The sequence below is a fragment of the Desulfobacter sp. genome, from assembly GCA_028768545.1.
Classification (GTDB): Bacteria; Desulfobacterota; Desulfobacteria; order Desulfobacterales; family Desulfobacteraceae; genus Desulfobacter.
Genome location: CP054838.1, coordinates 2,607,182 through 2,618,768, shown reverse-complemented (window position 1 = coordinate 2,618,768; position 11,587 = coordinate 2,607,182). Strand labels below are relative to the sequence as shown.

Below are 11,587 nucleotides of genomic sequence, written 5' to 3'. Positions count from 1 at the left end.
TTTTTCAATCCATGATTTATTGCATCCCCGGCATGATAATTCTGGAATCCTGGGATTTTTTCTGCTGTTCGTGCATCCGTTTGAGATTTTCAACCACTTTTTTGGTCTCTTCTTCCATGGCCTGGGGGAAGGCATCCATGGCCTGTCCAAGGGTTGCAGCCTCAAGCTTGGCCTGCATGGGGATGGGTCCCTGGGGGGTACCTAACTGGGTACTGCCGATGAAAATGGGTTCCCGGTCAGCATCGTCTGACCCGTCTGCCTTGATGGGAATCAATTGCCGGATGGTGGCAATTTTCAGGTCCGTGATGGTTTGTTCACGAAAAAGATGGTCCTTGTCGACCAAAAAATCAATGCTGTTGGGCGAACCGCCGTTGTCGTTCATATATCTCTCCGGTTATGGGGTTAAAAAAACCATCTGCCTGTGCAGACGGTCTGCACTTTTATCCTGTTAAGAGGTCAAGCACAAGGGTAAACCATTCAAGATATCCAGAAAATAGAGCCCCGGCCATGAATTGTACTTAATTTTTCACCTTGGATGTATCACCCGGGAGAAAACCGAGAAGATGGTTTATAAGGACTAAACACCTCAATCACCCCTGCGTGTTCATCCACCTTTATACCGGTGGTGTTGTAAAAGGAAAACCAGGTCCCAATGGATCTGCCCTGGGGGTCCAGAATATCCTTGGCATACATCATGGAATGTTCGGGTTCAAGGTCACTCAAATTTCTGATCTTATCGTACAAATCCTCCCGGGATTCGATCTTGAACCAGAATTTGTCCTCAAATGTATAGGATTTATCAATCCCGACCACGGCATCGGGTATGGAAGACCTGCCGCAATAATAATAGTTTAAATCTGAGGAGAGTTTTTTGTCATGATACTCTGCCATCAAGGCCTTATTGTGTTGCAAGCGCCCAAAGGTCCCGGCGCAACCACAAGCAATCCCTGAAAAAACCAAGGCCCAAATCAGGCATTTTTTAAGGTTTAAACCGCCCATAATCCCTCCTGTGTTTTCACTGCAAAATTATTCACCTTCAAACTCGATGATTGAAAACACCGGGGTTCCGGGAATCTTCTCTTTTCCTTTAAGATCGGGCAGTTCAACAATAAAGGCACATTCAACCAGGTCGGCGCCAAGCGTGTTGACCAGCTTGACCGTTGCCCCCACAGTACCGCCTGTGGCAATCAAATCATCCACAACCACCACTTTTTCTCCCGTTTCTATGCTGTCCTCATGAATTTCAAGGGTATCTTTGCCGTATTCAAGGCTGTAGCTTTCCTGGAGGGTTTTATGGGGGAGTTTACCTTTTTTGCGGACCGGTACAAAACCGATTCCCAGTTTATAGGCCAGAACCGCGCCAAAGACAAAGCCCCTGGCATCAATACCCACAATTTTGTCAATGTTCTTGTCCTTGTACCGGTCAAAAAGGATATCACAGGCTTGCTCAAATGCTTTAGGATCCTGCATCAAGGTGGTTAAATCTCTGAAGATAACGCCTTTGATCGGCCAGCCCGGAATACTTCTGATGCTCTCTTTCAAGTTCATATCGTCTAATTGATCTCCTGTGTAAGGGTTAAATCTTCAATGGTTTTGACAAGCAGACTTTTTACATTATCTGCATTTTGATTAAACACGGCCAAAATGTCATCCCAGGTGACCGGGTCTTCATCCTCTTTCCAGCAGTCATAATCCGTTGACATAGCCACGGCAGCATAGGGGAGACCCGCCTCATTGGCCAGCATGGCCTCGGGTGCTGTTGACATATTTATCACATCTGCCCCCCATAGTCGAAACATCTTTGACTCGGCCACAGTGGAAAATCGAGGCCCTTCAATGGTGACCACGCACCCTGATTTGTGAACCAAAAATCCAAGGGCCTTTGCCGAGTCAAACAGGCTCAGCCTCAAACCTTGGTCAAAAGGGTGTGCCATGGCCGTATGAACCGCACCCGTTTCAAAGGAATCCACAAAACTGGTTTTACGAAACCGTGTAAAGTCAATAAACTGGTCCAGAATAACAAAATGGCCCCGGTCAATTTCCTGCCTTAAGCTGCCGCAGGCCGTGGTGGCCATGATATGGGTGGCACCTGCCTCTTTAAGGGCATGGATATTGGCCCTGTTGTTGACCTGGGTCGGACTGAACTGATGGTTTCTGCCATGCCTGGCCAGAAGAAACACACCAAGATCCCCGATCCTGCCGGACATGATTTTAGACGAGGGGGATCCATAGGGGGTATGAATTTCAACTTCCTGCGGGTTTGTTAAAATATCCGGGTCATCCAACCCTGATCCGCCAATTATGCCGATCTGCATTATGTTATTCTCCTTGTTCAAGTTGATATGCCTTTAAGGTAGGAATTGGCTACCATAATATCTAATGCTTATCAAGCAGGAAACCCCTTCCCTTTTTTATTCTGGTTCTCTTCTGGATTTGAGCAAAAACCGGTCCAAAACATCGGCCTTGAGCATCCGGGCGGCACTGCTGTTTTTTAAAGCCACTTCCATGAACCCTGCAGACCCGGCCAGAACAAAGAAAATATCTTTGGGGGCCTGTTCATAGGTTTCAAAGACCCGGGTGATTTTCACCCCCTTAAATTCCAGGGAAAACAAAGCGCTGAAACCAGACTCAAATTCCTGAGATTTCAGGTTCAAGGTCAGGTTCCCGAACCGGTCCCGGCCCAGTACCGTGAGTATCATCCCCTGGCTCTCCAATTTCGGCACTGGGAATTTAAATTCATTTGGACAGGCCATGGTCCTGCCCAGCAAATGCAAAGGGGTACCCATGCGGATCCAAGCCGCGATGGGTGCAAAGATATCCCGACCATGGAAGGTCGTTGATATTTGCTCCAGACAAAATTCAGGCCTGTCCAGACAAACGCAAGTCTCAATGGTGTCGGCGCTGGCTGCCGGCCAGAGCAGCCCGTTGTCAGGCCCCACAAAATAATAGTTACGGGTTTTTATGGCAATGGGGGCTCTTTGGGAGCCCACTCCCGGGTCCACCACCGCACAAAAAATACTGCCTTTGGGAAAAAAGCCAAAGGATCGGTACAAGACAAAGGCCCCCTGGAAAATATCCTGGGGCCGAATACCATGGGTCAGGTCAACAAGTTGAGCGTTTGGACAAATATTGAGGATCACCCCTTTTACAATACCGGCAAAGGGGTCTGTATGGCCAAAATCACTGACCAGTACAATGGGTATATTCCGAGTGGTCACGACAATCGCCTCCGGGTTAATTTTTTCCTTTTCCAGATCATAAATCCCTGGTATGAGATATACCTCTTCTCAAATAAATTGAAAAGTTAAATGAAACGCGTGAAAAATTGATAAGCCAAAAATTTGCTGTCCTGACCCTTGTGGCCATGGTTGCCTTTGCAGCCAACTCTGTTCTATGCCGGTTTGCCCTGGAGAAAGGACAGATGGATCCTTTACTTTTTACCCTGATCAGACTTGGTTCAGGTGGGCTGGTTCTGATGCTGATCACCCGAAATTTCAGATTCAAATCTGTTTTAAATGGGCCCACGCTTTGTATGTCATTCATGCTTTTTGCCTATGCCCTGTTTTTTTCATTTGCCTACCAAACCCTTTCCACAGGCACAGGCGCACTCATCATTTTCAGCGCAATCCAGATCACCATGTTTGCAGGCGGGATCTGCCAGGGAGAACGCCCCAATCTTTTAACCTTTCTGGGCATGGCCATTGCCATAGCAGGACTTGGAGGGCTGGTCTATCCATCCCTCTCCCTGCCCTCCAGGTCCGGCGCATTTTTCATGGGGATTTCAGGGGTTACCTGGGGCATCTATTCTCTTTTGGGACAAAAAGCCAAAAACCCTCAGGGAACCACGGCTGCCAATTTTTCAGCTGCCTTTATTCTTGCCTTGGTCGCAGGAGCCTTTTTCAAGGTTTTAGGAGGCCCCTTTGAGAGCAGCTTTGCCCGCCCGGATCCATTTACCCTGGGGGCGGCCCTGGCAAGCGGAGCCGTTGCTTCGGCCGGGGGGTACGTTGTCTGGTACCGGGCCTTACAGGACCTTTTGGCCGTTCAGGCGGCTTTGGTGCAGATGAGCGTGCCAATACTGGCCAGTTTAGGCGGAATTTTTTTTTATCAGAGCCTTTGACCCTGCGTTTTTTTATTGCCTCGTCAATTGTCCTGGCCGGGCTGACCCTGGCGATTTTTCCCGAAAAAAAAAGAAAACTCATTCCCAAAAAATAAAAATTTAGGCATCGTTTTTTAAATTTATTATTCAAATCATTTCAAAGAAAAATATGCGTATTCTTGTGGTGGATAACGAAGTGATCAGCCAAAAAAATAATAAAATGTCTTTCCGGCCTGGGGCGTGTGACGGGGTCAGGGATGGGGAATCTGCCATCAATGTAGTCCACACCGCCCTTGAAAAATGAAGACTCTATAATTTAATCTCCCTGGATGTTTCCATGCCCGATATCAGCGAGGGCGTTCAAAATTCTGTGTCAGTTGAATGAAAGCTGATATACTCAGCTAAATAAGGAGAACTGACATGACCGAAGAAAACACCGAATTTGATTTTCAAAAAGCCCTTAAAGGCATCCAGGAAGGTAAACCCTTCACAGGTAAGGGCGGCGTCCTTACATCATTAATCAAAAATCTTGCTGAAGCTGCTCTTGAAGGAGAGTTGGAGTCCCATCTCGGGCAGGAAGTTTCTGCCAACCGCCGTAATGGAAAAAGCAAAAAGACCATTAAATCCCTGGATGGTAAATTTGAGCTGGAAACCCCGCGTGACAGGGCCGGAACCTTCTCTCCACAGATCGTCAAAAAACATCAGACAACGCTCAGCGATGAAATTGAAAGAAAGATAATAGCCCTTTACGGCCTGGGCATGAGTTATAATGATATGGCTTCCCATTTACAGGAAATCTATGGACTTGAGATTTCAAATGCCACTCTGAGCACCATTACCGATAAAATCATCCATACCGTCAAAGAATGGCAGGCCAGGCCGTTGGAAAATGTGTACCCAATCGTATGGCTTGATGCCATACATTATAAAGTACGAGAAAACGGAAAGGTCGGCAGCAAAGCCGTTTACACAATTCTTGGGGTGAATATCGAGGGCCGCAAAGAGGTTCTTGGGCTGTACATATCCGAGAATGAGGGTGCGAACTTCTGGCTGCAGGTGTTAACAGACCTTTCAAACCGAGGGGTAAAAGATATCCTGATTGCCTGTGTTGATGGTCTAAAAGGTTTTCCCGAGGCCATTGAGACCATATTCCCGGACACAGAAGTTCAACTCTGCGTAGTCCACCAGATCCGAAATTCATTGAAATACGTTGGTTCCAAAAATAAAAAGGAATTTATGGCAGATCTAAAACGTGTTTATAAAGCGGTCAATAAGGATCTGGCCGAAGAAGAACTGGATATCTTGGAAAATAAATGGAATGACAAATACCCGATTGTGATAAAATCCTGGCGGAACAACTGGGAACGCCTCAGTCATTTCTTTAAATATCCAGAAGAGATTCGACGGATAATATACACCACAAATACCATTGAGGCTGTGCATCGACAGTTTCGAAAACTGACCAAAACAAAGGGATCATTCCCGAACCAGGACAGCCTGTTAAAGCTGCTTTACATGGGGATCCAGAACGCCAGTAAAAAATGGACAATGCCGATTCAAAATTGGTCACTGACAATTTCCCAGTTGGCAATTTTCTTTGAAGGCCGGCTGGATAAAGAGCTGGGAATTTGATAGGGATTTATTTACAGATGGAAAAGATGGTTCCAGGAACTCCACTCCAGCAAAAGTCAACTCCTCCGACGTGGCTGATTGAAGGCCCATTCTCGGACCTGACTTTTACTTCCGCTGGCGCTGAGGCAGATCCGGGAACCGAAACCGTGACACAGAATTCTGAACATTCCCGATATCAGCGGTATTGAGGTGTTGTCCACAATCTGAAAACTTGAGGCCCAAAAAGGTCTTGACCCAGAAGAGAGATCCACCATCCTCATGGCGACCTGTCATTCGGATCTTGAAACCGTCAAAGCCTATGCCGGTAAAACATCCTTGATAAGCTAAAAAAAACCGGACGGATGCCATCTGTTTTTTGACCCTGGCCTTTTAAACGGTCCAATTTTTCCGGGTGACCAGAGCAAATAAAGTCACCCCTAACAATGCCATGCAGAACCCGACATGAAACAGGTTCATCAGATGGATACTGGTATGGGAGAAATAGACTCCGGCCAAATTTCTGACCACCATGAATCCGCCCGAGACCATTAAGCCTAAAATAAGTCCTGTACGCAAACGCCCTGTCAGCGAAAGAGAACCAATCCCTTTCCCGTTAAGCTGGACGTCTGCTGCAACATATAGTCCAAATCCCAAAAGAACAAAGGCCAAAATATAGTGAATGGCATGGGTCACATAAAATTGGGCCAGCCATCCAAGGCCGGGTATATCTGCAATATAATAGCGTTTAAAAATAGGCATCTGGGCAAACCCGGTCAGGGTAATGAAAAACAGGATAAATCCATAGACTGTTTTTTTGATCCTCCCATTCATCAGCGATCCTCCTTTACCCGGCTGTAATATTTGCCAAAAGCGGCGGCAATCCCTGCAATGGGAGCAATGAGCATTGCCCGGGCAAGGCGTGACCCTTGTGCCATCTGGTCCGGCACAACATCCATATGGGGTTTTCCCTTTCCAGTCTCAAGGTCAAGGGTGTCAAAGGGTACCGGGGAAATATAAATGGTGTTGGTGCCCCCGTTTTCATCAAGCCCGTATAAGTACCCGTTCATCTCTTGGGCCCTGGCCTTTGCCAGGGCAACCATCTTGGATCTTAAGCCAATGGTCTGTACATCTTCGGGGCAGGCCTCAATACAGGCAGGTGTTTCCCCTTTTTCTATTTTCTGAAAACAGCGGTCGCACTTGTACATCACCCCGTTTCCGGCAAAATTTGGAAGGATATCCAGGTAAAGGCCGACCCCTGTCTGGCGCTGGGGAACATCCCAGGGGCAAACCTTGTTGCACTTGGAACCGCCCAGGCAAATGTCGGCATCAATCCTTGAAAGCCCGTTGGTCTCCTGTTTGGCCGCCCCCCAGGGACAAAGTTTCACACAGGGAGGATTGTTGCAGTGCATGCACCGCCTGGGAATGGTAAGTTCAACTTCTTCTCCGTCAACAATGGCCGTGGCATGCTGGATATAAAGCCAGTTATAGGGGGTCAGGCGGTCCGTGACCTCCTGGCGATTTGACCAGTCCTCAATGGGGACCCGGTCCGGAAACATTCGGGGAAAAGGCTTTTGGGGAAAAGGAAATTTTGAGGCGTTGGATTCTTTGCAGGCATAGACACAATCCTCACATCCAATGCATTTAGAAATATCAATCACCGTCACCAGAGGGTCCTGGGGCGAAGGGGCAAGGGCTGAAGCGGCACTTACCACAGAGGCGGATGCCGCAACAGAGCCGACAGAAAGAATACTGCCTTTTAAAAAGGCCCGTCTGGACAATTTATCTGACATGGATTCACCTTCTTTCATCCACCCCCATGAACAACGGGGATGAATTATCCTTGTTTTACAAATTCATGGAACTCCATGGTCGTATAGCTTTGGGTATGGATATATTTTAAAATCTGAAGCAATTGACCTGCATCCACATATCCGGGCATCCGGTTTATTTTTTCTCCCTGCGGGTCAAGAAAAAACATGGTGGGCAAGCCTTTGACCTGCCAGTCCTGGGCCAGTGAAGGGCTTTTGTCGGTATCCACATGGATACTGACAAAATTTTGTTTTAAATACTCAAGCACCCTGGCATCCTTAAATGTGGTCTTTTTTAATTTGGTACAATAGATGCACCAGGGCGCATAAAAGTAGAGAAAAACACTTTTCTGCTCCGCCCGTGCCAGGGCCATGCCCGAGGTAAAGTCTTTCCAGTTGATATCCTGTGCGGATCCGGTCTGAACAGATGCATTTTCGGTAAAAACCGGCACAGCCTGTGACGGCTGACCTGAATTTAAACGGTTAAACAAATAGAATCCGCCCAGGGCAATCAAAATCAGAGCAACAACCAGTACATTTTCTTTTTTCATTCTCAGTCCTTTATTTGCCGTGCAAATGGCCAGCACTTTGACCTGTCAAAGCCCCTGGCCCATTTCAGCAGGCACCGTCTACTTTAGATACAGCAAAGATGATGCCAGTAATTCAAATCAGCTTAATTTTGTCAGTACCGCCCTTGATCTTTAGCGTCCTTGGTTCATCTTTTCATAAATGTTAATCAAGTGTTAACCTGGTCTTTCATGTGTTAAAAATAAAACTATCATAAAACCCTTGGATAAAAAAGAGTCAACCAGGTCCCGGGGTTTTGAAACCTACCCCCCTGATGATTAGATCTGCCCATCAATAAATTTTCTAATGGGCGACACCTGTTGTTCATCACCCGGGTGTCATTTTGATCTTGTATTTTTTCATCCGCTTCCATACGGTGACCCGGGATACCCCTAAAATCGATGCGGCCCGGGTCTGGTTGCCCTGGGCCCATTGAAGGGCATCAATCAATTCCAGGCGCTGGTCTTTGCCGATCTCCAACAGGGTTGCCCTGCCTGATTCAAATCTTTCTTTTCCGGTGGAAGGCACCTTAGAAAGGGGGTTACCCCCAAGGAGCTTTTCAGGCAGATGTTCCGGTCTGACCGCCTTGCCCCTGGCCAGAACAAAGGCGTATTCCACGGTATTTTTCAACTCCCGGATATTGCCCGGCCAGGGATAAGAGACCATACAGCGCATGGCTTCCGGAGCAAATCCAAGGATATTTTTCCCGGTCTTGTTTGCATGGATGGCAATAACATGCTGGATAATCAAAGTGATATCCTCTTTTCTCTGGCGCAGGGGGGGGCAGACCAGGGGAAAGACATTGATCCTGAAATACAAATCCTCCCTGAACCTTCCCTGGGCGATCATCTCTTCAAGATCCTTGTTCGTGGCTGTGATAATCCTGACATCAATGGGAATGGACTTGTTTCCCCCCCCCCGCTGAATCATCCGCTCTTCAAGCACCCGAAGGAGCTTGACCTGAACCGACAGCGGAATATCCCCGATTTCATCTAAAAAAATTGTTCCTTTGTGGGCAGCCTCAAGTGTCCGCACCGGTATAAGCCCCTTTGACATGACCGAACAATTCACTTTCCAGAATGCTTTCACTCAGGGCAGCACAGTTGACCTTGATAAAAGGGGTGTCTGCCCGGTTTCCGGTTTCATGCAGGGCCTTGGCCACCATTTCCTTGCCCGTGCCGCTTTCCCCCAAAATCATCACCGGGGTATCCAAGGCGGCCACGCTTTGTATATGCTCAAATAAATTCATCATCACTGGCGTTCGGCCGATGATTCCGTGAAATCCGTCGTCAATATGATACATCCGTCTGATAGAGGCCAGTTCGTTCTTATAGTTAATATTTTCCGAAATATCCTTCAGGGTCTCCACGGCTCCGAGGATTTCACCCTTCTGGCCATACAGCACCCTGGCGGTTTTAACAATGGGGATGGTCTGGTGGGCGGCAGAAGTGATCACGCATTTTTTTTCCCGGACAATGCCTGCGGAAAAAAGGTCACACCAGTTCTTGCCCGGCCCTTTGCCCCGGATTTCACATCCTGTGCAGTTGAGCAGCCGGCAGGAACGGCCTTTAAGATCTTTTTCCAAATACCCTGTCATGAGCTGTGCCGATTCATTGGCCGCAAGAAAATTGCCATGGGCATCCACAATAATAATGCCCTCTTGAACAGAATCAATGATGTGACGCCACTGGGGTCCGATATCCATACACAGGTCCTTATAGTTAACAGCATTGAACATAAAGTTCAACACAGCATTAACATTCAGGCAAGTTTTTTAAAGACCGTCAGGGGAAAAAGGTTGCAGCCTTTAATTTTATTCTTTAATATAAGGATATTATCTCCAATTCATAGATCTTCAAACCTGTTTGGCACAACCTTTGCTAACTCTAATGGCCTGTTCAATAATTGATATATTTGTCCATTTAATTAAAAACTAAAGTTAACACCTGAGCCTAAAACCCATTAACCTTATTTACCTAGGAGACAGAATGAAACCTAACACAAACAAATCATTGACCGCCGGTCTGGCTGCAGGCCTGATGATTCTGGCCTTCATTTTCATGCTATCCCCTGCCCAGGCAAAAGAGGCCTGGATGTTTGACGATATCGTGGAAGTGGATTTCGTTATGTCCAAAATCTCAGTGCCCATGGACGAGGATGTGATGATCATTGATGCAAGACCCTACAAGCCCAAATATATTAAGGGGTTTATCCCGGGGGCCGTGTCCATTCCCTTTTCTGAATTTGATAAAAAAATCAATATGCTGCCAAAGGATAAGGCCACCTTGCTCATCTATTATTGCGGCGGAGTAAAATGCAAGCTGAGTCACAAATCTGCTAAAAAAGCTGCGGCTCTGGGCTATACCAATGTAAAGGTGTTTGCCAAAGGATTTCCCGAATACAAGAAACAGCCCGGTGCCTATCCGGCAATCTCTGCTGAGCAGGTGGCTGTCCAGATCGCTGCAAACAACACCATTATTGTGGATGCAAGACCCCAAAAACCCAAATTTGACAAGGGTCATATCCCCACAGCCATCAACATCCCCTTTTCCCAGTTTGACACCCTTAAAGGGAAGCTGCCCAGGGACCTTGAAACTCCGATTATCTTTTATTGCGGCGGGTTAAAATGCAAGCTAAGCCACAAATCTGCTGCCCGGGCCCTTGTCCTGGGATATAAAAATGTAACGGTATTTACCCGGGGATACCCCGACTGGAAGGCAAAATTCGGCGGGGATAATGCAGCCGTGGCCGTCCAAGCCGGGGATGTGGAAGGCTCCATTGACCTTGACAGGTTTAAAAGCATAATCGAAAAAGATCCCGGATCCATCCTCCTCATTGATGCCCGGGATGCCGATGAGTTTGCCAAGGGCCATTTTAAGACGGCCGTCAATATCCCCACAGAAGTATTGGAGCCCAAGATCAAAGACCTTCCCTCTGACAAGCCCATTGTCTTTGTCTGCTCCACCGGAGCCAGAAGCGGGGAAGCCTATTACATGGTCAAAGATGTCAGAGAAGCGATAGAAGTCTACTATGTGGAAGCCACCATTGATTTTAAAAAAGACGGTTCTTACACCATAAAGAAAAATTAAAGGAGAGTATCAATGCTTAAAAAAATATTGATTGCTGCTGTGCTGGTATGTTTCACCCTGGGATCTGTTGCTGTTGTCTTTGCCGATGAGGGACCCAACGGAAACAAAAGAAAAGGAAAGTACACCTATCGCAAACTGGTCAAGGCATGTTTTGAAAGGGGTGCTGTGGACTCCGACTCCCCAACGGTCAGCCCTGCAGATAAAAAACAGGCTGAATGGAAAGCCATTTTTGAAGGCAAAGACTTTTCAGCCTTTGGATGTGACCAGGAGTGGGCCAATGCTTCGGACAAGGATATTTTAGATATCTACTCCTATTTTTACAGTTTTGCAGCAGACTCCCCCACCCCGGCAACATGTAAATAAACCATTGATCTAAAGTCCTGTGCAGGTGTACCCGGCCTGCACAGGGCAATATC

Annotated in this window: 12 protein-coding genes and 1 pseudogene; 4 read left to right on the top strand and 9 right to left on the bottom strand. The window is 47.2% G+C overall.

The genetic code is table 11. The annotated features are described in order from the left end of the window. Window positions 1–16: 16 nt before the first annotated feature. From HUN05_12595 to HUN05_12575, 5 genes are all read right to left on the bottom strand, one after another. The gene (locus HUN05_12595; protein WDP85869.1) at window positions 17–382 is read right to left on the bottom strand and encodes a cytoplasmic protein; all 366 of its coding nucleotides are present in this window, start codon (window positions 380–382) and stop codon (window positions 17–19) included. Between the two features lie 158 nt (window positions 383–540). After that, complete coding sequence (locus tag HUN05_12590; GenBank protein ID WDP85868.1) at window positions 541–891, bottom strand: hypothetical protein; 351 nt, start codon at window positions 889–891, stop codon at window positions 541–543. A 135-nt stretch (window positions 892–1,026) separates the two neighbouring features. Then, window positions 1,027–1,548, bottom strand: coding sequence for an adenine phosphoribosyltransferase (locus tag HUN05_12585; GenBank protein ID WDP85867.1), 522 nt, complete (start codon window positions 1,546–1,548; stop codon window positions 1,027–1,029). Window positions 1,549–1,553: 5 nt separating this feature from the next. Next, on the bottom strand, window positions 1,554–2,318 hold the full coding sequence (gene mtnP, locus HUN05_12580; GenBank protein ID WDP88048.1) for an S-methyl-5'-thioadenosine phosphorylase: 765 nt from the start codon (window positions 2,316–2,318) through the stop codon (window positions 1,554–1,556). Window positions 2,319–2,411: 93 nt separating this feature from the next. After that, window positions 2,412–3,218, bottom strand: a complete 807-nt coding sequence (locus HUN05_12575; GenBank protein WDP85866.1) for an SAM-dependent chlorinase/fluorinase — start codon at window positions 3,216–3,218, stop codon at window positions 2,412–2,414. Between the two features lie 107 nt (window positions 3,219–3,325). Here HUN05_12575 and HUN05_12570 point away from each other — a divergent pair, with 107 nt between their 5' ends. Together HUN05_12570 and HUN05_12565 are read left to right on the top strand one after the other, a co-directional pair. Beyond that, window positions 3,326–4,117: an EamA family transporter gene (locus HUN05_12570; GenBank protein WDP85865.1), complete on the top strand. Its 792-nt coding sequence runs from the start codon at window positions 3,326–3,328 to the stop codon at window positions 4,115–4,117. 399 nt (window positions 4,118–4,516) lie between these two features. After that, complete coding sequence (locus HUN05_12565) at window positions 4,517–5,728, top strand: IS256 family transposase (GenBank protein WDP85864.1); 1,212 nt, start codon at window positions 4,517–4,519, stop codon at window positions 5,726–5,728. 369 nt (window positions 5,729–6,097) lie between these two features. Here HUN05_12565 and HUN05_12560 read toward each other — a convergent pair whose 3' ends face one another. The 4 genes and pseudogenes from HUN05_12560 to HUN05_12545 form a co-directional block, all read right to left on the bottom strand. Then, window positions 6,098–6,538, bottom strand: a complete 441-nt coding sequence (locus tag HUN05_12560) for a hypothetical protein (protein WDP85863.1) — start codon at window positions 6,536–6,538, stop codon at window positions 6,098–6,100. Next, window positions 6,538–7,497: a 4Fe-4S dicluster domain-containing protein gene (locus HUN05_12555; protein ID WDP88047.1), complete on the bottom strand. Its 960-nt coding sequence runs from the start codon at window positions 7,495–7,497 to the stop codon at window positions 6,538–6,540. Before HUN05_12555 ends, HUN05_12560 begins: the two co-directional genes overlap by 1 nt. Window positions 7,498–7,541: 44 nt before the next feature. Next, a complete protein-coding gene (locus HUN05_12550; GenBank protein ID WDP85862.1) occupies window positions 7,542–8,066 on the bottom strand; it encodes a thioredoxin fold domain-containing protein in 525 nt (174 codons plus the stop codon). A 343-nt stretch (window positions 8,067–8,409) separates the two neighbouring features. Next, window positions 8,410–9,787: pseudogene (locus HUN05_12545) on the bottom strand (sigma 54-interacting transcriptional regulator). A gap of 283 nt (window positions 9,788–10,070) precedes the next feature. On the opposite strand from HUN05_12545, the gene HUN05_12540 reads away from it, so the two are divergent. Together HUN05_12540 and HUN05_12535 are read left to right on the top strand one after the other, a co-directional pair. Next, window positions 10,071–11,171 (top strand): sulfurtransferase, encoded by a 1,101-nt coding sequence (locus HUN05_12540; protein ID WDP85861.1) that lies wholly within the window; start codon window positions 10,071–10,073, stop codon window positions 11,169–11,171. A gap of 12 nt (window positions 11,172–11,183) precedes the next feature. Beyond that, entirely contained in the window at window positions 11,184–11,534 is a 351-nt protein-coding gene (locus HUN05_12535; GenBank protein ID WDP85860.1) for a cytochrome c family protein, read from the top strand. Window positions 11,535–11,587 lie beyond the last annotated feature (53 nt).